This window comes from Aquabacterium sp. T101, assembly GCF_057219775.1.
In genome coordinates this window covers 42,581-63,951 of sequence record NZ_JBXVVZ010000003.1, presented here as the reverse complement: position 1 = coordinate 63,951, position 21,371 = coordinate 42,581, and the positions used below count along the sequence as shown (strand labels likewise).

Below are 21,371 nucleotides of genomic sequence, written 5' to 3'. Positions count from 1 at the left end.
CCCCCGATGAAATCCGACCGCCGATCCTTCCTGAAGAGCCAGGCGCTGGCCGCCAGCGCCGCCGCCGCGGGCATCCCGATCGTGGCCGAGGGCGCGACGCCGGCCAAGCCGGCCGCCGACGGCACGGTGCGCTGGGACAAGGCGCCCTGCCGCTTCTGCGGCACCGGCTGCGCGGTCATGGTGGGCGTGCAGGACGGCCGCGTCGTCGCCACGCAGGGCGACCCCGACGCGCCGGTCAACCGCGGGCTGAACTGCATCAAGGGCTACTTCCTGTCCAAGATCATGTACGGCAAGGACCGCCTGACGACGCCGCTGATGCGCCAGAAGGACGGCAGGTACGACAAGAACGGCGACTTCGTGCCGGTGTCCTGGGACCAGGCCTTCGACCTGATGGCCGCCAAGTGGAAGGAAGCGCTCAAGTCCGACGGGCCGGCCGGCGTGGGCATGTTCGGATCCGGCCAGTGGACCATCTGGGAAGGCTACGCGGCGGCCAAGCTGTGGAAGGCGGGCTTTCGCAGCAACAACATCGACCCCAACGCGCGCCACTGCATGGCCAGTGCCGTGGCCGGCTTCATGCGCACCTTCGGCATCGACGAGCCGATGGGCTGCTACGACGACATCGAGCAGGCCGACGCCTTCGTGCTGTGGGGCAGCAACATGGCCGAGATGCACCCGGTGCTGTGGAGCCGCATCACCGACCGCCGCCTGTCCAGCCCCAACACCAAGGTGGTGGTGCTGTCCACGTTCGAGCACCGCAGCTTCGACCTGGCCGACCTCGGCATGGTGTTCGCGCCGCAGACCGACCTGGCGATCCTGAACTACATCGCCCACTACCTGATCGCGAACAGGAAGGTCGATGTCGAGTTCGTCAGGAAGAACGTCAACTTCAAGAAGGGCGCCGACGACATCGGCTACGGCCTGCGGCCCGCCCACGCGCTCGAAAAGGACGCCAGGAGCAACGGCTACCCCGGCGCCGACGGCAAGCCCAAGGGCAACCCCAACGACAGCACGCCCAGCACCTTCGAGGAGTTCGCGAAGTTCGTCAGCGACTACACGGCGGAAAAGGTGAGCAAGCTGTCGGGCGTGCCGGTCAAGCAGCTCGAGGAGCTGGCGAAGATCTACGCCGACCCGAAGGTCAAGGTGATGAGCCTGTGGACCATGGGCTTCAACCAGCACACCCGGGGCACGTGGGCCAACAACATGGTCTACAACCTCCACCTGCTCACCGGCAAGATCAGCCAGCCGGGCAACAGCCCCTTCAGCCTGACCGGCCAGCCCAGTGCCTGCGGCACCGCGCGCGAAGTGGGCACCTTCGCGCACCGCCTGCCGGCGGACATGGTGGTCACCAACCCCGAGCACCGCAAGTTCACCGAGGCGCTGTGGCAGCTGCCCGAGGGCACGCTGCCCGACAAGATCGGCCTGCATGCGGTGGCCCAGAGCCGCGCGCTGAAGGACGGCAAGCTCAAGTGCTACTGGACCAGCACCACCAACAACATGCAGGCCGGGCCGAACATCAACGGCGAGATCCTGCCGGGCTGGCGCAACCCCGCCACCTTCGTGGTGGTGAGCGACGCCTACCCGACCGTCAGCGCGATGGCGGCCGACCTGATCCTGCCCTCGGCGATGTGGGTCGAGAAGGAAGGCGCCTTCGGCAACGCCGAGCGGCGCACGCAGTTCTGGCGCCAGCAGGTGGCCGCGCCGGGCCAGTCGAAGAGCGACCTGTGGCAGTACATCGAGTTCAGCAAGCGCTTCCGCATGGAAGAGGTGTGGCCGGCCGAACTGCTGGCCAAGGCGCCGCAGTACAAGGGCAAGACGCTGTTCGACGTGCTCTACCGCAACGGCAAGGTCAACAAGTACCCGCTGGCCGACCTGACGAAGGTGAACGCGAAGTACATCAAGGACTACGCCAACCCCGAGAGCAAGGAGCTGGGCTTCTACCTGCAGAAGGGCCTGTTCGAGGAGTACGCCGAGTTCGGCCGCGGCCACGGCCACGACCTGGCGCCCTTCGACACCTATCACGAGGTGCGCGGCCTGCGCTGGCCGGTGGTGGACGGCAAGGAGACGCTGTGGCGCTTCCGCGAAGGCTACGACCCCTACGTGAAGAAGGGCGAGGGCGTGCGCTTCTACGGCTTCAAGGACGGCAAGGCCAACATCTTCGCGCTGCCCTACCAGCCTGCCGCCGAGGCCCCGGACAAGGACTTCGACCTGTGGCTGTGCACCGGCCGCGTGCTCGAGCACTGGCACACCGGCACGATGACGCGCCGCGTCGGCGAGCTGCACCGCGCCGTGCCCGAGGCGGTGGTGTTCATGCACCCGGACGACGCCAAGGACCGCGGCATCCAGCGCGGCATGCAGATCAAGGTGACGTCGCGGCGCGGCGAGATCACCGCCCACGTGGAGACCAAGGGCCGCAACAAGGTGCCGCGCGGGCTGGTGTTCGTGCCCTTCTTCGACGAAGGGCGGCTGGTGAACAAGCTCACGCTGGACGCCACGTGCCCGATCTCGAAGGAGACGGACTTCAAGAAGTGCGCGGTGAAGGTCGTCCGCGCCTGACGCCCCGGCTGCCGTGGAACTGTCCCGCCGCCAGCTGCTGCAAGGCAGCGCCTCCGCCGCCACCGCCGCGTTGATCGCCGGCGGGGCCGCGGTGGTGTCGCGGCCGGCGACCGCGCGGCCGGCACAGGCGCTGCGGCCGCCGGGCGCGCTGGCGGAAGCCGACTTCCTCGGCGCCTGCGTGCGCTGCGGGCTGTGCGTGCGCGACTGCCCGCCGCACAACCTGAAGCTGTCGGACTGGGGCCACGGCGTCGCGCGCGACGTGGCCATCGGCACGCCGTACTTCGAGGCGCGGCAGATCCCCTGCGAGATGTGCGAGGACATCCCCTGCGTGAAGGCCTGCCCCACCGGCGCGCTGGACCCGGCGCTCACGGACATCACGCGCGCCCGCATGGGCGTGGCGGTGCTGGTGGACGAGGAGAACTGCCTGAACTTCCTCGGCCTGCGCTGCGACGTCTGCTACCGCGTGTGCCCGGTCATCGACAAGGCGATCACGCTGGAGAAGTTCTCCAACCCGCGCAGCGACCGCCACGCGCTGCTGCTGCCCACGGTGCGCGCCGACGCCTGCACCGGCTGCGGCAAGTGCGAGAAGAGCTGCGTGCTGGAGCAGGCCGCGATCAAGGTGCTGCCGCCCGCGCTGGCGCGCGGCGAGGGTGGCGCCCACTACCGCAAGGGCTGGGAGGCGGGCGCGCAGGCGGGGCGTCCGCGCTTCGACCTGCCGGTGCAGAAGCTGCCCGCACAGCCGGTGCCGGGCGACATCGCGCCGCTGCGCTCGGGCCGCGACCCCTATGCCGCGGCCGCGTCGGAGGCCGCGCGATGAGCACCGCGCTCGCCACGGCCGCCGCCGGGCCGCAAGGCGCGGCCCGCAGCGCCTGGCGCCGCCATCGCTTCCTGGTGCTGCGCCGGCTGTCGCAGGCGCTCGTGTTCGCGCTGTTCCTGCTCGGCCCGTGGGCCGGGCTCTGGTGGATCGAGGGCAACCTGTCGTCGAGCCGCGTGCTCGACACGGTGCCGCTGACCGATCCCTTCGTGCTGCTGCAGGTGCTGGCCGCCGGCCACGCGCCGGCGCTCACCGCGCTGACCGGCGCCGCGGTGGTGGTGCTGTTCTACCTGCTGGTGGGCGGGCGCAGCTACTGCGCCTGGGTCTGCCCGGTCAACGTCGTCACCGACGCCGCCGCCGCGCTGAGGCGCCGCCTGGGCCTGCCGGTGGGCCGCGCGCCGCGGCCGACGCTGCGCTACTGGGTGCTGGGCGCGGTGCTGCTGGCCTGCGCCGCCACCGGGGTGGCGGTCTGGGAGGCGGTGAACCCGGTGTCGCTGACCCAGCGCGCGCTGATCTTCGGCGGCAGCGTGGCCTGGGCCGCCGCGGCCGCGGTGTTCGCCTACGACCTGCTGGTCGTGCCGCGCGGCTGGTGCGGCAGCCTGTGCCCGATGGGGGCCGCCTACGCGCTGGTCGGCCGGGCCAGCCTGCTGCGCGTGTCGGCACGCCACGCCAGCCGCTGCAACGACTGCGGCGACTGCTACGCGGTGTGCCCGGAGCCGCAGGTGATCGTGCTGCCGCTCAAGGGCCGCGACGGCGCCGGCCCCGTCATCCGCGACAGCGCCTGCACCCACTGCGGCCGCTGCATCGACGTCTGCACCACGGACGTGTTCGCCTTCACGCACCGATTCGACGACAGGAGAGACTGACATGAACCTGCGCACACCCGCCAAGCTGGCACTGGCCGCGGCAATGCTCTGGCTGGCGGTCCAGGCCGCGCCCGCCGCCGACGCGCCCGCCGACACCGGGCCCGTCAAGCTGCAGAGCCTGCGCGGCGGCACGCCGGTGGACAAGGACAACGCCCCGGTGGCGTCGCACCAGGAGCGCGACCACCCGGTGTCCGACCGCGACTTCGTGCAGCAGCCGCCGCTGATCCCGCACACCACCGCGGGCTACCAGATCACGAAGAACTTCAACAAGTGCATGGACTGCCACGCCTGGCAGAAGACGCGCGACAGCCGGGCCACCAAGGTGAGCATCACGCACTTCCGCACGCGCGAGGGACAGGAGCTGGACAACATCAGCCCGCGCCGCTACTTCTGCACCCAGTGCCATGTGGCCCAGACGGACGCCAAGCCGCTGGTGGACAACACCTTCAAGCGCGCCCGCGGTCTGCAGTGACCCGGCCGCAGGCGACGAGGAGACCGACGACATGACTTCCAAGGACGGCGGCAAGCGCGGCCTCGGCGCGCGGGTGTGGGCGCTGGCCACCGGCATGGCGGGCCTGGCCTTCGTGGCCGGCATCGTGTTCTGGGGCGGCTTCAACACCGCGATGGAGTGGACCAACCGCGAGGCGTTCTGCATCTCGTGCCACGAGATGAAGGACAACGTCTACAACGAGTACCGCAACACCATCCACTACCAGAACCGCACCGGCGTGCGCGCCACCTGCCCGGACTGCCACGTACCCAAGGAGTGGGTGCCCAAGGTGATCCGCAAGATCCAGGCGAGCAACGAGCTGTGGCACAAGATGCTCGGCTCGATCGACACGCCCGAGAAGTTCAATGCCAAGCGGGCCGTGCTGGCGCAGCACGAGTGGGACCGCATGAAGCGCAACGACAGCCAGGAGTGCCGCAACTGCCACCACTTCGAGTCGATGGACTACGCGGAGCAGAACCGGCGCGCGGCCGTCACGCACCAGCAGGCGTTCAACGCCGGGCTGACCTGCATCGACTGCCACAAGGGCATCGCGCACACGCTGCCGCCGATCGAGCAGCACATCGGCGCGCCCAAGCCCGAGGCCGCGCAGCTGCCCGCCGCACCGGCGGCCCCGTCCGCCACGCCGCCCGCACCGGCCGCGGCCTCCGCCGCGTCACGCTGACAGCGGCTGCGCGCGGTCCCTCACGAAGGCGGCGATCGCCCCGGCATCGGCCAGGTCCAGCCAGGGCAGTTGCCCGGCGGCCTGCGCCGGGCAGGGGCCGTCGGAGGCGACGCCGACGATGCCCGGCCAGCGCGGCCACAGCAGCTCGCGGCCCTGCGACGCCCGCCAGACCTCGAGCTTGGGGAAGTCGCCCTGCTTGAAGCCTTCGACGAGCACGAGGTCGCAGCGCTGCAGGCGGCTGAGCAGGTAGTCCAGCGACGGCTCGGGCGCGCCGCGCAGTTCGTGCATCAGCGCCCAGCGCTGGTCGCCCAGCAGCAGCACCTCCTGGCAGCCGGCCTCGCGCAGGCGGTACGAGTCCTTGCCCGGGCGGTCGATCTCGATGGCCTTGTGGCTGTGCTTGACCAGCGACACCGACAGGCCCTGCGCCGCGAGGGCAGGCACCAGCCGTTCGAGCAGCGTGGTCTTGCCCATGCCGGAGTGGCCGGCGATGCCGAAGACGTTCATGGCGCGATTGTCGTGCGGGCGCGGCGAGAATCGCGCGATGCCTTCGACCGGACGCCTCGCGCTCTACCTCGACCTGATCCGCTGGGACCGCCCCGCGGGCTGGCTGCTGCTGCTGTGGCCCACGCTGTCGGCGCTGTGGATCGCGGCCGACGGGTGGCCGGGCTGGCACCTGCTGGCGGTGTTCGTGCTCGGCACGGTGCTCATGCGCAGCGCCGGCTGCTGCGTCAACGACGTGGCCGACCGCGACTTCGACCGCCACGTCAAGCGCACCGCCGAGCGCCCGGTCACGCGCGGCGCGGTGTCGGTGCGCGAGGCACTGGCGCTGGGCGCGGCGCTCGCGTTCGCGGCCTTCCTGCTGGTGCTCACCACCAACCCGCCGACGATCCTGCTGTCGTTCTTCGGCCTGGCGATCACGCTGGCCTACCCGTATGCCAAGCGCTTCGTGTCGATGCCGCAGGCGGTGCTGGGCGTGGCGTTCTCGTTCGGCATCCCGATGGCGTTCGCGGCGGCGCAGGGCGGCCAGGCCTGGAACCTCGACGCGGTGCCCGCGGCGGCCTGGGCGCTGATGGCGTCGAACCTGTTCTGGGTGCTGGCCTACGACACCGAGTACGCGATGGTCGACCGCGACGACGACCTGCGCATCGGCATGAAGACCAGCGCCATCACGCTGGGCCGCGCCGACGTGGCCGGCGTCACGCTGTTCTACGCCGTGTTCCTGGTCAGCTGGGGCTGGCTCGGCAGCCGGCTCGGCCTGGGCGGGCCCTTCCTCGCCGGCGTGGCGCTGGCCGCGGTGCAGGCGGCATGGCATGTAGCGCTGATCCGCCACCGCACGCGCGAAGGCTGCTTCAGGGCCTTCCGCCTGAACCACTGGCTGGGGGCCACGCTGTTCGCCGGCACGGCGATCGACCTGCTGGCTCGGTAGTTGCAAGGGTGTGCGGGCCCGCAGGGCCGGGCCATACTCCGCCCTTCCTTCCCGTCGTACGGAGCACCGTCGCCATGAAATCCATCCGCCTCATCGCCCTGGCCCTGGCCGTGGCTGCCGCCGGCAGCGCGCAGGCCCAGCAGTTCTTCCGCATCGGCACCGGCGGCACCGCCGGCACCTACTACCCCGTGGGCGGCGCCGTCGCCAACGCGGTCAGCCAGCCCGGCAAGATCGTCGTCACCGCGCAGGCCAGCAACGGCTCGGTGGCCAACGTGACCGCCATCGCCGGCGGCCAGATGGAGTCGGGCTTCTCGCAGGCCGACGTGGCCAGCTGGGCCCAGAAGGGCACCGGCATCTACGAAGGCAAGCCCAACGTGCCCGGCCTGCGCCTGATCGCCAACCTGTACCCCGAGAGCGTGCACGTGGTGGTGAAGAAGGGCTCGGGCATCAAGACCGTGGCCGACCTGAAGGGCAAGCGCGTGGCGCTGGACGAGCCGGGCTCGGGCACGCTGGTCAATGCGCGCGCCATCCTGGCCGCCTACGGCCTGAAGGAAAGCGACATCCGGCCCGAGTACATCAAGCCCAACCAGGCCGGCGACAAGCTCAAGGACGGCGCACTCGATGCGTTCTTCTTCACCGGCGGCGCCCCGGCCGGCGCGATCTCCGAGCTGGCCTCGGCCGGCAGCGGCATCGACATCCTGCCCATCGAGGGCGCGGCCGCCGAGGCGCTGCGCAAGAACAGTCCGTTCTTTGCGCCCGACGTGATCGCCGCCGACACCTACAAGGGCGTGGGCGCGGTGAACACGCTGGCCGTGGGCGCGCAGTGGGTCACCAGCGACAAGGCCGACGCCAACACGGTGTACGAGATCACCAAGGCGCTGTTCTCCGACGCCGCCCAGAAGCAGCTGGCCGCCGGCCACGCCAAGGGCAAGTTCATCACGAAGGAGAACGCGGTCAAGGGTGCGGGCATCCCGTTCCACCCGGGCGCCGAGCGCTTCTACAAGGAAGCCGGCCTGATCAAGTAACCGAAGCCCCGCTTTCCCGGGCCACAGGGGCAGCCTGACCGGCTGCCCCTTTTTTCTTCCGACGCCGATGACCACCACTGCCCTGCCCGACGACAAGACCCTGGCCGAACTGGAGAGCCGGTTCGACCCGGAGATGCGCTTTCGGCCGCTCACGTCGGCGGCGGCCACGCTGGTGGGCGCGCTGCTGATCGCGCTGTCGGCCTTCCACTACTACACCGCCGGCTTCGGCCTGCTGCAGGAAGTGACGCACCGCGGCGTGCACCTGGCCTTCGTGCTCGGGCTGGTGTTCCTCGTGTTCCCGCACCGCAAGGCGCTGCTCGAGGTGCCGGCCGTGAGCCGGCTGCATGCGCCGGGCAACGTGCCCTGGTTCGACTGGGTGCTGGCCGTGGCGGTGGCCGCGTCGGTGCTCTACATCCCGTACATCTTCGACGACCTCACGTTCCGGGTCGGCAACCCGCTGCCGATGGACGTGCTGATGGGCACCATCCTGATCGTCGCGCTGCTCGAGGCCACGCGGCGCAGCATGGGCTGGCCGCTGCCGCTGATCGCCATCGCGTTCATGGCCTACGCCATGGCGGGGCCGGCGTTCCCCGGCCTGCTCAAGCATGCCGGCGCGTCGTGGAGCCAGCTCGTCAACCACCAGTACCTCACCAGCCAGGGCATCTACGGCGTGGCGGTGGGCGTGGTGGCGACCTACGTCTTCCACTTCGTGCTGTTCGGCGTGCTGGCCACGCGCATCGGGCTGGGCCAGCTCTTCCTCGACGTGGCCTCGGCGGTGGCCGGCCGCTATGCCGGCGGGCCGGCCAAGGTGAGCGTGTTCGGCTCGGCGATGTTCGGCACGCTGTCGGGCAGTTCGGTGGCCAACGCGGTCACCGTCGGCTCGCTGACCATCCCCGCGATGATCCGCGTCGGCTACAAGCGCGAGTTCGCCGGCGCGGTGGAGGCCGCGTCGTCCACCGGCGGGCAGATCACGCCGCCGGTGCTGGGCGCGGCGGCGTTCCTGATGATCGAGTTCCTGTCGGTGCCCTACCAGACGATCATCGCGGCCGCGGCCATCCCGGCCTTCATGCACTTCTTCGGCGTGTTCATGCAGGTGCACTTCGAGGCCAAGCGCTTCGGGCTGCGCGGCCTCACGCCCGACGAGATGCCGCGCCTGGGCGAGAGCTTCCGCGAGCGCTGGCCGACGCTGATCCCGCTGGTGCTGCTGATCGCGATCCTGGTGTCGGGCCGCACGCCCTACCTGGCCGCCTTCACCGGCATCACCTCGTGCGCCATCGTCGGCCTGACCACGCTGCCGCAGGGCAACACCGCGCGCCACTGGGCGCTGCTGGCCGGCCTGCATGCGGCGCTGCTGGTGCTGGTGTTCGGCGGCATCGAAAGCGAGTGGATCAAGCTCGGCCTGTTCGGCGCCACGCTGGTGGCGGCCGTGGTGCTGGCGCGCCTGCTCGGCGTGCAGGGCCGCATCGGCACCCAGGCCCTGGTGGAGGCGTTCTCCACCGGCGCCAAGTACGCGCTCGCGGTGGGCGCCGCCGCCGCCACGGTGGGCATCGTCATCGGTGTGGTCACCCTCACCGGCGTGGGCTTCAAGCTGTCCACCATCATCACCGGCGCGGCGCAGGCGGTGGCCGGCGGCGTGGGCACGCTGGTGCCGGCGTGGCTGGCCAGCCCGCAGAGCATGACGCTGTTCGTCGCGCTGTCGATGACCGGGCTGGTGTGCATCCTGCTGGGCTGCGGCATCCCGACCACGGCCAACTACATCATCATGGTGACGGTGGCCGCGCCCACGCTGGTGCAGCTCGGCGTGGAACCGCTGGTGGCGCACTTCTTCGTCTTCTACTACGGCGTGCTGGCCGACATCACGCCGCCGGTGGCGCTGGCGGCCTACGCGGCCGCGGGCATGGCCGGCAGCGACCCGTTCAAGACCGGCAACATGGCGTTCCGGCTCGGCCTGGCCAAGGCGCTGGTGCCCTTCGTGTTCGTGTTCTCGCCGTCGCTGCTGATCGTGGCCAAGGGCTTCACGATGCAGGACTTCGTCGTCACCTTCGTCGGCTGCATCCTCGGCATCACGCTGCTGGCCGCGGCACTGTCGAAGTTCTTCCTGGTGGAGATGACGCGCGCCGAGCAGCTGCTGTGCGTGGCTGCTGCGCTGCTGCTGATCGCGCCGGGCCTGGTGCCCACGCTGATCGGCGCGGCGATGGCGCTGCCGATGGTGCTGCGCCAGCTCGCGGCGTGGCGCCGCGGTGCGGCGCCGTCGGTCAGTTCGACTCCTTGATCAGCCGGCCTGCGGCCTGCTGCACCGGCCGCGCGTTCATCGGGTACAGGCGCGAGAACACGCCGATCTGGTCGGGCGACAGCTGCACCGGCTGCTTCATCACCATCCACAGCACGCCCTCGCTGCACGGCGGCGTGGTCAGCGAGCCCATGTAGGTGTAGTAGGCGCGGTCGACCGGCAGCAGCTGGTTCAGGTCGATCGTGCCCTTGGCGCGCACCTCGTCGCCCTTTTCCAGCGGCAGGTTGGCCCACACGCGCTCGAGCAGCGGCTGCGCGGCGCCGCGCTCCAGCAGCACCGCCACCACCGCGAGGCGCCCTTCCGGGCTCCGGTGCACCAGGTGCGCCACCATGTCGAACTGGCGCCCGTCGATGCGCTCCTCCGACGGCCGGTGGAAGTGGAACTGCTGCAGTTCGTAGCGCTGGCCCATGGCCTCGATCGAGCTTCCCGGCTGCACGTTCACCTGCACCGTGTGGCCGTTGTCGACGACGCGGAACGTGGTCGGCTGGTAGTCGAACTGCACCGGGTCGAGCGCCACCTTCACGCCCTCGCGGATGTCGATCGGGCTCTGCCGCTTGCCCACCGCGCAGGCGATGTACTCGGCCTTCAGGCGCCCCCATTCGCTGGGGCCGCCGGCGCCGTCGTAGCTCCAGTGCGGCGCCGCCGAGGCCGCGCTGGCGTGGCCACCGCGGGCCGCCTTGCCGGACGCGCCGGCCGGGGCCGCCGCCGTCGGCCGCGTGCTGATGCGCACCACCTCGCCCTGCTCGCCGGTCTGCGCGCCGAGCTTCTCGCCCAGGCGGCGCTTGAGCGTCTCCAGCGGATCGGCCGCCGCCGCGTGCCGGGCCGCCGCCTGCTTCACGGCCGCGGCCATGGCCGGGCTTTCGGAAGGGGGCGCGGTCTTGCCGGCGGGGCCGGCAACCGCCTGCGCAGCGGCAGTCTTCGCGGCCGGGCCGATCGCGGCTGGCGGCGCCGCGGTCTTCGCGGCCGGGCCGAAGGTCGTGGGGGACGCCGCAGGGGCGGTGCCATGCGGTGTCCCATCGGCGGCCCCGGCGGCGTCCTTCGCCACGGTGGCCGCGGCGGCCTTGGCCGGCACCGGCACGGGGTCGTCCGGTGCCGCCGTGGGTGTCGACGCGGCCGCGACCCGGGTGGCGTCGGTGGCGACCGGTGCCTTGGGAGGCTCGGCGGCGGCCGCGTCGCCGGGGCCTTCTGGCGCCGAGGCGGCTTGCGCAGCGACCTTGCCGCCCGCTGCCGCGGACGCCGGCTTCGCGGCCTTGGCCGCCTTGGCGCCCTTGGCACCGGGCTTCTTGTCCGCTGCGGCACCGTCGGCCACCGCCTCGGCCGGCTTGGCCGGCCACAGCGCGTAGGTGATGCCGCCGGCCGCGGCCGCGAGCGTGACGAACAGCCCCGCGCCGACCGCGATCAGACGGGAGCGGGGCCAGGCCGCAAGGCTGGCCGGCAGTCGAAGGGCGATGGCCATGGTGAGACGGTCCTGCCGGCGCCACGGCCGGGCATGCGCCTTTATCGGCCGCACCGCCCGCCGGTTGAGCCGCCCCGGCCCCGGGGCGGCGGCATTAGTGCCGCAGCGGCCGCATCGCCATCACGGCCCGAGGCCCACGCCGAGACCCGTGACGGGGCCGGCCTCAGCGCCCCAGTTCGCGCGCCCGGTCGCGGGCGGCCTGCAGCGCGCGCACGATCGTGGCCTTCAGGCCCGCGTCGTCCATCACGGTGATGGCGGCATGCGTGGTGCCGCCCTTGGACGTGACGCGCTCGCGCAGCGTGGCCGGCGTCTCGCTCGAGCGCATCGCCAGCTCGGCCGCGCCGGCCAGGGTCTCCTGCGCCAGGCGGCGCGCGGCGTGCGGAGCGAGGCCCATGCCGACGCCGGCATCGGTCATCGCCTCGATCAGGTAGAACGCATAGGCCGGGCCCGAGCCCGACACCGCGGTCACCGCGTCGAGGTCGCCCTCGGCGTCGAACCACAGCAGACTGCCGGTGGGCGCCAGCACCTGTTCCACCTGCGCACGCTCGGCCGCGCCGACCGCGGCGCGCGCATACAGGCCGGCGATGCCGCGGCCGATCAGCGCCGGCGTGTTGGGCATGGCGCGCACCACGCGCTCGGTGCCGGCGGCCTGCGCGATCGCGTCGCTGCGGATGCCGGCCATCACCGACAGCTGCAGCGCGCCGCCGATGAAGGGCGCGGCCTGCTGCGCCGCCTGCGCGAAGCTCTGCGGCTTGACGGCCCACACCACCACCTGCGCGTCGCGCAGCGCGGCGCCGGGCGCGGCGTGCAGCACCAGCCCCGGGTGCTGCGCCGCCAGCCGCGCACGCTGCTCGTCCCAGGGTTCCACCACCTGCACCGCGGCCGCGGGCCAGCCCTGGGCCAGCAGCCCGCCGAAGATGGCGCCGGCCATGTTGCCGCCACCGATGAAAGCGAGTCGGATTGCCTGCATGGGGCCAGTTTAGGCCCCGGCATGAGCGCGATTGCGGGCTGTCATGCAAAGCCGGCATGACGGCGGCGGCACAGCCGCGCCGGCGCCGCCTACAGTGCGGCCCACCCCGAAACGGGCACGCCGCTCACGAGGCGGCGCGCCGACAACACCTCTCGACGGAGACCGAGCCATGACCACCCTGAGCTACGTCAGCAACCATCCCGACAGCCCCTGGAACGTCTACCTGATGCAGGTCGACCGCGTGGTGCCCTACCTGGGCAAGCTGTCGCGCTGGGCCGAGACGCTCAAGCGGCCCAAGCGCACGCTGATCGTGGACATCCCCATCGAGATGGACGACGGCCGCATCGCGCACTTCGAGGGCTTCCGCTCGCAGCACAGCCTGACGCGCGGCCCCGGCAAGGGCGGCGTGCGCTACCACCCGGACGTGACGCTGGAGGAGGTGATGGCGCTGGCCGCCTGGATGACGGTGAAGAACGCCGCGGTGAACCTGCCCTACGGCGGCGCCAAGGGCGGCATCCGCGTCGACCCGAAGCAGCTGTCGACCAAGGAGCTGGAGAAGCTCACGCGCCGCTACACCAGCGAGATCGGCATCATCATCGGGCCGCAGCAGGACATCCCCGCGCCGGACGTCAACACCAACGCCCAGATCATGGCGTGGATGATGGACACCTACTCGATGAACGTCGGCGCCACCGCCACCGGCGTCGTCACCGGCAAGCCGATCCACCTGGGCGGCTCGCTCGGCCGCGTCAAGGCCACCGGCCGCGGCGTGTTCGTCACCGGCCGCGAGGCGGCGCGGCGCATCGGTCTGCCGCTCGACGGCGCACGCGTCGCGGTGCAGGGCCTGGGCAACGTGGGCGGCTCGGCCGCCGAGCTGTTCGGCCAGGCCGGCGGCAGGATCGTCGCCGCGCAGGACCACACCGGCACCATCTTCAACGACAAGGGCTTCGACCTGTCCGAGCTGATCCCGCACGTCAAGGCCACCGGCGGCGTGGCCGGCTTCAAGGGCGGCGAATCGATGGACAACGAGTCGTTCTGGGACGTGGCCTGCGACATCATGATCCCCGCCGCGCTGGAAGGGCAGATCACGCCCGCGCGCGCCAACCGCCTGAAGGCGCGCCTGGTGCTCGAGGGCGCCAACGGCCCGACCAGCCCGGCGGCCGACGACATCCTGGCCGACCGCGGCGTGCTGGTGGTGCCCGACGTGATCTGCAACGCCGGCGGCGTGACCGTGTCCTACTTCGAGTGGGTGCAGGACTTCAGCTCGTTCTTCTGGAGCGAGGACGAGATCAACGTGCGCCTGGACAAGATCATGGTCGACGCGCTGAAGAAGATCTGGGACACCGCCGACCGCCACCGGATCACGCTGCGCACCGCCACCTTCGCGGTGGCCTGCGAGCGCATCCTGATGGCGCGCGAAGAGCGCGGTCTGTACCCCTGACCGCTACGGCTTCGACGCGGCGGACGCGGGCGGCGTGGGCACCACGACGCCGGGGCCGATGGGGATCTCGCTGGTCACGGTGACGCCGGTGACGAAGTGGCGCGTCTCGCCGAAGCAGGTGGTGGGCAGGCCCACCTTCTCCTCGTAGTGCAGCGTCACGCGCTTGCCGGTGGCCGCGGCCACCTGGCGCGCCACGGCGTCGTCGCGCACGGTGAACATGAACTTCTCCACCGAGCTGCCGGGCAGCGACACCAGCGCCAGCTCGCCCTCCCAGGTCTTGCAGATCCAGCCCTTGTTGGAGAACTTCTGCACCCAGCCGGCGCGCTCGCCGGTGGAATAGCTCCACGACAGCGCGGCCCAGAAGTAGGCGGCGACGAGCAGGACCAGCACGAGCAGGGCGGCGACGAGGCGGGTGATCCACATGGGCGGCTTCACGGTCGATGGCGGGACAAGCCCGCATCGTCGCACAGGGGCCGGGGGGCTAGGATCGCGGCCGATTCCCCCACTCCGAGGCTGCCGCATCATGCTCCGTCGCTCGCTCATCGCCCTGGCCGCCGCCGCGCTGGCCGCCCCCGCCCTGGCCCAGGGCACCTGGCCGACGCGCCCGGTGAAGATCGTGGTGCCCGCGCCCGCGGGCAGCTCGCTCGATCTGATCGTGCGCGCCATGAGCGACAAGCTCGCCGGCCGCTGGGGCCAGTCGGTCGTGGTGGAGAACAAGGCCGGCGCCGGCGGCATGCTCGGCATGGACATCGTGGCCAAGGCCACCGACGGCCACACGCTGGGTATCGGCTTCCCGGGGCCGGTGGCGTTCGGGCCCTTCCTCTACCGCAAGATGCCCTACGACCCGGCACGCGACCTGCTGCCGGTGATCATGACCACGTCGCAGCCCAACGTGCTGGCGATCAACGCCGACAAGGTGCCGGCGCGCACCGTGCCCGAGTTCGTGGCCTGGGCCAAGGCGCAGGGCGGCAAGGTGAACTACTCGTCGCTGGGCAACGGCAGCTCGGCGCACCTGACGATGGAGCTGTTCCTGTCCGAGGCCGGCATCGTGGCCACGCACATCCCGTTCAACGGCTCGCCGCCGGCGGCGATGGCGGTGGCGCAGGGCGAGGCCGACGCCACCTTCATGGTGGCCCCGGCGCTGCTGCCGCACGTGCGCAACAACAAGGTGCGCATGCTGGCCGTGAGCAGCGCGCAGCGGCCGGACTCGCTGAAGGACCTGCCCACGCTGGCCGCGTCGGGCTACCCCAACGTGGAATCGCTGGCCTGGAACGGCCTGTTCGCGTCGCCGGGCACGCCCGACGCGGTGATCGCCCGCGTGAACACCGACGTGAACGACATGCTGAAGGACCCGGCCGTGAAGGCCATGCTCGACGCGCAGGGCCTCACCGCCGTGGGCGGCAGCGCGGCGGACTTCAGGCGCGTGATCGACGGCGACGTGAAGCGCTGGGGGCCGGTGATCAGCCGGCTGGGCATCAAGCTCGACTGACTGCCGCCGCCAAGCGCTGGCGGCGGCGCGCCTGCCACGCCACGAAGGCCAGGCCGGCCAGCATCAGCGCGTAGGTGCTCGGCTCGGGCACCGGCGCCACCGGTGCGGGCACGCCGCCGTCGGCGCGGCCGGCGGCCACGATGAACGCGTTGCCCAGGCGCAGGCCGTAGATGTCCGCGCTGTCGCGCGAGATGCCGCGGAACGCGAAGTGGTTGAAGCCGTCGGGCGAGGAGATCGGCGCACGCGCCGCCAGGTCCCACGACTCGAGCACCTGGCCGTCGGCGCCGAGCGCGGCGATGAAGGGCGTGACGGGCAGGCCCTCGGAGTCCTGCGTCAGGCCGCCCATGTAGTTGACCCAGGCGCCGAACTGCGAGACCGGGCCGCCGGTGAGGCGGAAGTCCATGTGGCCGGTCAGGCTGTCGAGGCCGGCATAGACCGCCGTGCCGCCGATCTGGCCGTTGCGCCCGAGGTCGTAGTCGCCCTGGCCGAGCACCGCGCCCAGGCCCGAGTTGGTGGGGCCGGCGCTGCGCGAGTACACCATGCCGGGCAGGTCGACCGGGCCGTAGGTGAAGCCGTAGTAGGCCGCGCCGGTGCCGTCGTCGGGCAGGCCGTCACCGAGGTCGATCCGGCTCGCGAGGTCGATGAACGGGCCGGTGTAGTCCTCGCCGTCCGTCCACAGGCCGGCCTGTGCCGAGGGCGCGGCCAGCAGGGCGGCGGTCGAGAACACGACCGCCAGCGCCTTGCGCGCCAGGGTCGTCGAGGTCGTTGCGAAGGTCATTTGCGAGCACCCACTCATTCTTCTGCTTGCGTCAGCCGGTGGAGGCACAAATGGTTACGCCTCCGATGGTCTGCACGATAGCGGTGCATGGGCGCGGCACACAGCCCGTGGCCGGGGGGTCGTGCCCCCCGGAGCGCGGGTGCGCTCGGGCCCGGGCGTGAACCGTGTCACGCCCCGGCGAGCAGGGCGGCGTTGCCGCCGGCGGCGGCGGTGTTGATGGTGAGGGTCTGCTCGGCCGACAGGCGCCACAACGCGGCCGACGGGTCGCCCGTGACCACCGGCACGATGGCCCCGGGCCGCTGCGCCAGCCGCCGCCGCAACTCGGCGGCGAGGTCGGCGTCGCAGGCGAAGCCCGCCACCTGCGGATCGGCGACCAGGGCCGCCAGCGCGTCGTCGAACGGCGCGTCGACGCACTGCAGCGCGCTGGCCGGCAGGCCGGCCTGTTGCCAATAGGCGCGCACGCCCTCGGCCTGGGCCCGTGCGGCGGCCGGCACCAGCACGGCCACCGTGTTGCCGCAGGCCAGCGCGGCCAGCCACTGCGCCTGCGCCGCGGGGCCGGCCGTGGCCGACACGCAGGCGATCAGGCCGCGCGCGTGCAGTCGCAGCTCGTTGCTTTCGCCGGTGGGCCCGGGCAGGGCCTGCGGCGCGAGCTGGCGCCGCGCCTGCGCGGCCAGCGCGGTGGCCTGCACCCGGTCGAGCCAGGCGCAGCGCTCGTCCAGCGGCAGCGCGCGCCAGCCGGCGTGTTCTGACAGGCTGGCGGCCACCGGCACGGCGACCGGGGGATCGGTCGTGAGTCCGGCAGGGGCCGGCGTCGGCGGCTCGGTCGACGCCGCGGCCGGCGCCGCGTCGGCCGCGAAGCGCAGCAGGTAGTGCGGGCCGCCGGCCTTGGGGCCGGTGCCCGACAGGCCCTCGCCGCCGAAGGGCTGCACGCCGACCACGGCGCCGACCATGTTGCGGTTGACGTACACGTTGCCCACGCGGGCGCGGTCCGCGATGCGCAGCGCGCGGCTGTCGATGCGCGTCTGCACGCCCAGCGTCAGGCCGTAGCCCAGCGCATTGATCCGGTCCATCAGGGCGTCGACGTCGCCGCGCCAGCGCACGATGTGCAGCACCGGGCCGAACACCTCCTCGGACAGGTCCTCCACGGCGCCGATCTCGAAGGCGATCGGCACCTGGTGCGTCGGCCCGGCGGCGCCGCGCGGCGTGGCGGCCACGAGGCGCGCGCTGCGCAGCAGCCGCTCCACATGGCGCGCGATGCCGGCGTGCGCCTGGGCGTCGATCAGCGGGCCGACGTCGGTGGCCAGCTCGGCCGCGTCGCCCACGCGCAGCTCGGCCATCGCGCCGGCCAGCATCCCGATCACCGCGTCGGCGGTGGTCTCGTGCAGGCACAGCAGGCGCAGCGCCGAGCAGCGCTGGCCGGCGGAGCGGAAGGCGCTCTGCACCACCGCGTCCACCACCTGCTCGGGCAGCGCGGTGCTGTCGACGATCATCGCGTTGAGGCCGCCGGTCTCGGCGATCAGCGGCCGCAGCGGGTCGCCCGACGCGGCCAGCGCGCGCTGGATGTGCTGCGCCACCGGCGTGCTGCCGGTGAAGGCCACGCCGGCCGCGAGCGGATGCGCCACCAGCGCGGCGCCCACGGTCTCGCCCGGGCCGTGCAGCAGCGCCAGCGCGTCGTCCGGCACGCCCGCGGCGTGCAGCAGCGCCACGAAGCGCGCCGCCACCGCCGGCGTCTGCTCGGCCGGCTTGGCGGCCACGCTGTTGCCGGTCACCAGCGCCGCGGCCACCTGGCCGGCGAAGATGGCCAGCGGGAAGTTCCACGGGCTGATGCCGACGAACACGCCGCGCCCGCCCGGCACGCCGTCATGCGCGCCCTGCTCCGCCTGCAGCGCGTAGTAGCGCAGGAAGTCCACCGCCTCGCGCACCTCGGCCACGCAGTCGCCGAGGGTCTTGTGCGCTTCCAGCACCAGCAGCGCGCAGTAGTCGGGCAGCTGCGCCTCGAGCGCGTCGGCGGCGCGACGCAGCACCGCGGCGCGCGCTGCCGCGCCGCGCGCGTTCCACGGCACGAAGCCGCGCGCCAGGCGCTGCATCGCCGCGTCCACCTCGGCCGGCGCGGCCTCGGCCACGGCCGGCACGCCGCGCTGCCGCGCAGCGGCCAGGGCCGCGTGCAGCGGCGCGAGGTCCGCCGCGCAGGCCAGGTCGGCGCCGGGCGGGTTGGCGCGCGCCGCGCCGTACAGGTCGCGCGGCGCGGGCAGGCCGGGCGCGTCGATGCCGGCGTCGACACGGAAGAGCGGCGACGCAAGCAGCACCTCCGGCGCCACCGCGTCGTCGGCGAGCTGGTGCACGAAGGACGAGTTGGCGCCGTTTTCCAGCAGGCGGCGCACCAGGTAGGCGAGCAGGTCGCGGTGCTCGCCCACCGGCGCATACACGCGCAGCGGCACGCCCGGGTGCGCGGCCAGCAGTTCGCGGTACACGCCCTCGCCCATGCCGTGCAGGCGCTGGAACTCGAAGCGCGCGCCGGCCGCGCGCGCGAGCTGGCCGATCGCCGCCAGCGTGGCCGCGTTGTGGCTGGCGAACTGCGGGTAGATCACGTCGGCATGGCCGATCAGCGCGCGCGCGCAGGCGAGGTAGGCGATGTCGGTGTGCTGCTTGTGCGTGAACACCGGGTAGCCGGCGAGCCCGCCCTCCTGCGCGCGCTTGATCTCGCCGTCCCAGTAGGCGCCCTTGACCAGGCGCACCATGAAGCGCAGGCCGCCGTCGCACGGGGCTTCGCGCGCGATGCGCGCCACCGCGTCCACCACCTCGAGGCAGCGCGTCTGGTAGGCCTGCACCGCGAGACCGAAGCCGCGCCAGCGCGGGTGCTCGCGCGCCACGCGAGCGGCAAGCCGCTCGAACAGGTCGAGCGACAGCTCGAGGCGGTCGCTTTCCTCCGCGTCGATGGTCAGGTTCATGTCGGCGCGTGCCGCGGCGTCGGCCAGCGCCCAGGCGCGCGGCACCAGCTCGGCCATCACGCGCTCGCGCTGCGCGTCCTCGTAGCGCGGGAACAGCGCCGACAGCTTGATCGAGATGCCGTCACCGGCCTCCGGCCCGGCACCGGGCGCGCGCCGCGCCGCGATGGCCGCGATGGCACCCTGGTAGGCCGCCAGGTAGCGCAGCGCGTCGCGCTCGGTGCGCGCGCCCTCGCCGAGCATGTCGTAGGAAAAGCGCAGCGCCGCCTGCGCGCGGCGCTGTGCGTCGGCCTCGTCCATCGCCTCGCCGATGTGGCGGCCGAGCACGAACTGGCGCCCGAGCAGCTGGATCGCGCGCACGGTGGCGGCCACCACGGTGCGCGCGCCCAACCGGCCGAGCAGGCCGCCGGCGGCGTCGCCGCCCTCGCCCGACTCCGGCAGGAAGTGGCGCGACATCGCGATCGCCGTCGACGACAGGCCGGCCAGCATGCGGTGCGGGCCGTCGCCCGCCATGTCGCCGAAGTCGGCGCGGCCGAGCTGGTCGGCAGTGAGCGCGATCGCGGTCTCGGCGTCGGGCACGCGCAGCAGGGCCTCGGCCAGGCGCATCAGGGCCAGGCCCTCGGCGCTGCTGATGGGGTACTCGCGCAGCAGCGACTCCATGGCCCAGAACGGCGCCGGCGACGCGCGCACCGCCTCCACCCAGGGCCGCGCCTCGGCCACCACCTCGGCCCAGTCCAGGCCGTGCAGTCGCGCCAGCGCCGCGTCCACCACGCGGGCTTCGTCGCGGTAGGGGTAGGGCAGTCGCGGCGGCGGCAGGTCGGGCATGGGCGGTCCCTCGGGTTCAGGAATGCAAAGCGTATCGGCGCTGCAACGAAATGAATCACCATCATGGGGGCGCTTGATGGTGAAATATCCGGCCATGACCGCTGCTCAGGCCCCCTACCCGCTGGACGCGATCGACCGCCGCATCCTGCGCGAACTGCAGGCCGACGGCCGCATCACCAACCTGAAGCTGGCCGAGGCGGTGCACCTGTCGCCCACCGCGGTGCTGGAGCGCGTGAAGCGCCTGACGCGCGACGGCGTGATCCTCGGCTACGAGGCGCGGCTGGACCCGGCGCGCCTGGGCGCGGGGCTGATGGTGTTCATCGAGGTGCTGCTCGACCGCACCGTGCCCGACGTGATGGACACCTTCCGCGCCGCGGTGCAGGCGCGGCCCGAGATCCTGGAGTGCCACCTCGTGGCCGGCGGCTTCGACTACCTGCTCAAGACACGCGTGGCCGACATGGCCGCCTACCGTGCGCTGCTGGGCAGCAGCATCTGGGCCCTGCCCGGCGTGCGCGAGACGCGCACCTATGCGGTGATGGAAGAGGTGAAGAACACGCAGCAGCTGGCGCTGTAGGCGATGCGCGCCGCGCCACGGCGCCCTAGCGTGCGCCGAAGATCGCCGTGCCCACGCGCACGATCGTCGCGCCCTCGAGCACCGCGGCCTCGAGGTCGGCGCTCATGCCCATCGACAGCGTGTCCAGCGCCAGGCCCTGCGCGCGCAGCGCGTCGAACAGCCCGCGCAGGCGGCGGTGCGGCTCGCGCTGCGCGGCCAGGCCCTCGGCGGGCTCGGGGATCGACATCAGGCCGCGCAGGCGCAGGTTCGGCAGCGCCGCGACGGCCCGCGCCAGCGCCGCCGCCTCGGCCGGCGCGACGCCGCTCTTGCTCGCCTCGCCGCTGACGTTGACCTGCACGCACACCGACAGCGGCGGCAGGTGCGCCGGCCGCTGCGCCGACAGGCGCTTGGCGATCTTGAGCCGGTCCACCGTGTGCACCCAGTCGAAGGCGGCCGCGACCTCGCGCGTCTTGTTGCTCTGCAGCGGCCCGATCAGGTGCCATTCGATGGCGCTGCGCAGGTCGGCCAGCGCGTCGATCTTGGCCAGCGCCTCCTGCACGTAGTTCTCGCCGAAGGCGCGCTGGCCGGCGGCGTGCGCCTCGCGCACCGCCTCGGGGCCGAAGGTCTTGGACACCGCGAGCAACGTGACGCTTTGCACGGGGCGTGCCGCCTGTGTGCACGCATCGTCGATGCGGTGCAGGACTTGTTGTAACTTGGAAGCGATGCTCGCCATAATGGTTCGAGACTAAACGAAGCGAACGCGCGCTC

At 72.5% G+C, this 21,371-nt stretch carries 17 protein-coding genes and 2 pseudogenes; 11 read left to right on the top strand and 8 right to left on the bottom strand.

The window, feature by feature from the left end:
* The first annotated feature begins 6 nt into the window (after nucleotides 1–6).
* From napA to AC2EAQ_RS10085, 5 genes are all read left to right on the top strand, one after another.
* Complete coding sequence (napA, locus tag AC2EAQ_RS10105; protein WP_484642944.1) at nucleotides 7–2,553, top strand: nitrate reductase catalytic subunit NapA; 2,547 nt, start codon at nucleotides 7–9, stop codon at nucleotides 2,551–2,553.
* Between the two features lie 13 nt (nucleotides 2,554–2,566).
* Nucleotides 2,567–3,370, top strand: coding sequence for a ferredoxin-type protein NapG (napG, locus tag AC2EAQ_RS10100; protein ID WP_484642939.1), 804 nt, complete (start codon nucleotides 2,567–2,569; stop codon nucleotides 3,368–3,370).
* Nucleotides 3,367–4,233: a quinol dehydrogenase ferredoxin subunit NapH gene (napH, locus tag AC2EAQ_RS10095; RefSeq protein ID WP_484642936.1), complete on the top strand. Its 867-nt coding sequence runs from the start codon at nucleotides 3,367–3,369 to the stop codon at nucleotides 4,231–4,233. Before napG ends, napH begins: the two co-directional genes overlap by 4 nt.
* Before the next feature lies 1 nt (nucleotide 4,234).
* Nucleotides 4,235–4,705, top strand: coding sequence for a nitrate reductase cytochrome c-type subunit (locus AC2EAQ_RS10090; RefSeq protein ID WP_484642934.1), 471 nt, complete (start codon nucleotides 4,235–4,237; stop codon nucleotides 4,703–4,705).
* 94 nt (nucleotides 4,706–4,799) lie between these two features.
* Nucleotides 4,800–5,405, top strand: a complete 606-nt coding sequence (locus AC2EAQ_RS10085; RefSeq protein ID WP_484643878.1) for a NapC/NirT family cytochrome c — start codon at nucleotides 4,800–4,802, stop codon at nucleotides 5,403–5,405.
* Here the strand turns inward: AC2EAQ_RS10085 and mobB are convergent.
* Entirely contained in the window at nucleotides 5,397–5,909 is a 513-nt protein-coding gene (gene mobB / locus AC2EAQ_RS10080) for a molybdopterin-guanine dinucleotide biosynthesis protein B (protein WP_484642932.1), read from the bottom strand. The two genes, AC2EAQ_RS10085 and mobB, sit on opposite strands and share 9 nt — an antisense overlap.
* 37 nt (nucleotides 5,910–5,946) lie before the next feature.
* Here mobB and ubiA point away from each other — a divergent pair, with 37 nt between their 5' ends.
* The 3 genes from ubiA (at nucleotide 5,947) to AC2EAQ_RS10065 (ending at nucleotide 10,128) form a co-directional block, all read left to right on the top strand.
* Complete coding sequence (ubiA, locus tag AC2EAQ_RS10075) at nucleotides 5,947–6,831, top strand: 4-hydroxybenzoate octaprenyltransferase (protein WP_484642930.1); 885 nt, start codon at nucleotides 5,947–5,949, stop codon at nucleotides 6,829–6,831.
* A 74-nt stretch (nucleotides 6,832–6,905) separates the two neighbouring features.
* Nucleotides 6,906–7,856: a TAXI family TRAP transporter solute-binding subunit gene (locus tag AC2EAQ_RS10070; protein ID WP_484642928.1), complete on the top strand. Its 951-nt coding sequence runs from the start codon at nucleotides 6,906–6,908 to the stop codon at nucleotides 7,854–7,856.
* A 67-nt stretch (nucleotides 7,857–7,923) separates the two neighbouring features.
* A complete protein-coding gene (locus AC2EAQ_RS10065) occupies nucleotides 7,924–10,128 on the top strand; it encodes a TRAP transporter permease (RefSeq protein WP_484642926.1) in 2,205 nt (734 codons plus the stop codon).
* On the opposite strand, the gene AC2EAQ_RS10060 is transcribed toward AC2EAQ_RS10065, so the two are convergent.
* A complete protein-coding gene (locus AC2EAQ_RS10060; RefSeq protein WP_484642920.1) occupies nucleotides 10,112–11,602 on the bottom strand; it encodes a carbonic anhydrase in 1,491 nt (496 codons plus the stop codon). The genes AC2EAQ_RS10065 and AC2EAQ_RS10060 overlap by 17 nt on opposite strands.
* Before the next feature lie 163 nt (nucleotides 11,603–11,765).
* A complete protein-coding gene (gene proC, locus AC2EAQ_RS10055) occupies nucleotides 11,766–12,572 on the bottom strand; it encodes a pyrroline-5-carboxylate reductase (protein WP_484642917.1) in 807 nt (268 codons plus the stop codon).
* Nucleotides 12,573–12,741: 169 nt separating this feature from the next.
* On the opposite strand from proC, the gene AC2EAQ_RS10050 reads away from it, so the two are divergent.
* Nucleotides 12,742–14,013 carry a Glu/Leu/Phe/Val family dehydrogenase gene (locus AC2EAQ_RS10050; protein ID WP_484642913.1) on the top strand — a complete coding sequence of 424 codons (1,272 nt, stop codon included), beginning with the start codon at nucleotides 12,742–12,744 and terminating at the stop codon, nucleotides 14,011–14,013.
* A 3-nt stretch (nucleotides 14,014–14,016) separates the two neighbouring features.
* Here AC2EAQ_RS10050 and AC2EAQ_RS10045 read toward each other — a convergent pair whose 3' ends face one another.
* On the bottom strand, nucleotides 14,017–14,436 hold the full coding sequence (locus tag AC2EAQ_RS10045; RefSeq protein WP_484642909.1) for a hypothetical protein: 420 nt from the start codon (nucleotides 14,434–14,436) through the stop codon (nucleotides 14,017–14,019).
* Nucleotides 14,437–14,536: 100 nt separating this feature from the next.
* Between AC2EAQ_RS10045 and AC2EAQ_RS10040 the strand changes: the two genes are divergently transcribed.
* Nucleotides 14,537–15,502, top strand: coding sequence for a Bug family tripartite tricarboxylate transporter substrate binding protein (locus AC2EAQ_RS10040; protein ID WP_484642905.1), 966 nt, complete (start codon nucleotides 14,537–14,539; stop codon nucleotides 15,500–15,502).
* On the opposite strand, the gene AC2EAQ_RS10035 is transcribed toward AC2EAQ_RS10040, so the two are convergent.
* The 3 genes and pseudogenes from AC2EAQ_RS10035 to AC2EAQ_RS10025 form a co-directional block, all read right to left on the bottom strand.
* Nucleotides 15,489–16,280 (bottom strand): PEP-CTERM sorting domain-containing protein, encoded by a 792-nt coding sequence (locus tag AC2EAQ_RS10035; RefSeq protein WP_484642902.1) that lies wholly within the window; start codon nucleotides 16,278–16,280, stop codon nucleotides 15,489–15,491. The genes AC2EAQ_RS10040 and AC2EAQ_RS10035 overlap by 14 nt on opposite strands.
* A 167-nt stretch (nucleotides 16,281–16,447) precedes the next feature.
* Nucleotides 16,448–16,954, bottom strand: a pseudogene (locus AC2EAQ_RS10030) (aldehyde dehydrogenase family protein); the annotation flags it as partial.
* A 171-nt stretch (nucleotides 16,955–17,125) separates the two neighbouring features.
* Nucleotides 17,126–20,050: pseudogene (locus AC2EAQ_RS10025) on the bottom strand (L-glutamate gamma-semialdehyde dehydrogenase); the annotation flags it as partial.
* Nucleotides 20,051–20,144: 94 nt separating this feature from the next.
* On the opposite strand from AC2EAQ_RS10025, the gene AC2EAQ_RS10020 reads away from it, so the two are divergent.
* Nucleotides 20,145–20,624 (top strand): Lrp/AsnC ligand binding domain-containing protein, encoded by a 480-nt coding sequence (locus AC2EAQ_RS10020; RefSeq protein ID WP_484642900.1) that lies wholly within the window; start codon nucleotides 20,145–20,147, stop codon nucleotides 20,622–20,624.
* Nucleotides 20,625–20,649: 25 nt separating this feature from the next.
* On the opposite strand, the gene AC2EAQ_RS10015 is transcribed toward AC2EAQ_RS10020, so the two are convergent.
* Entirely contained in the window at nucleotides 20,650–21,336 is a 687-nt protein-coding gene (locus tag AC2EAQ_RS10015) for a YggS family pyridoxal phosphate-dependent enzyme (RefSeq protein WP_484642898.1), read from the bottom strand.
* Between the last annotated feature and the right edge of the window lie 35 nt (nucleotides 21,337–21,371).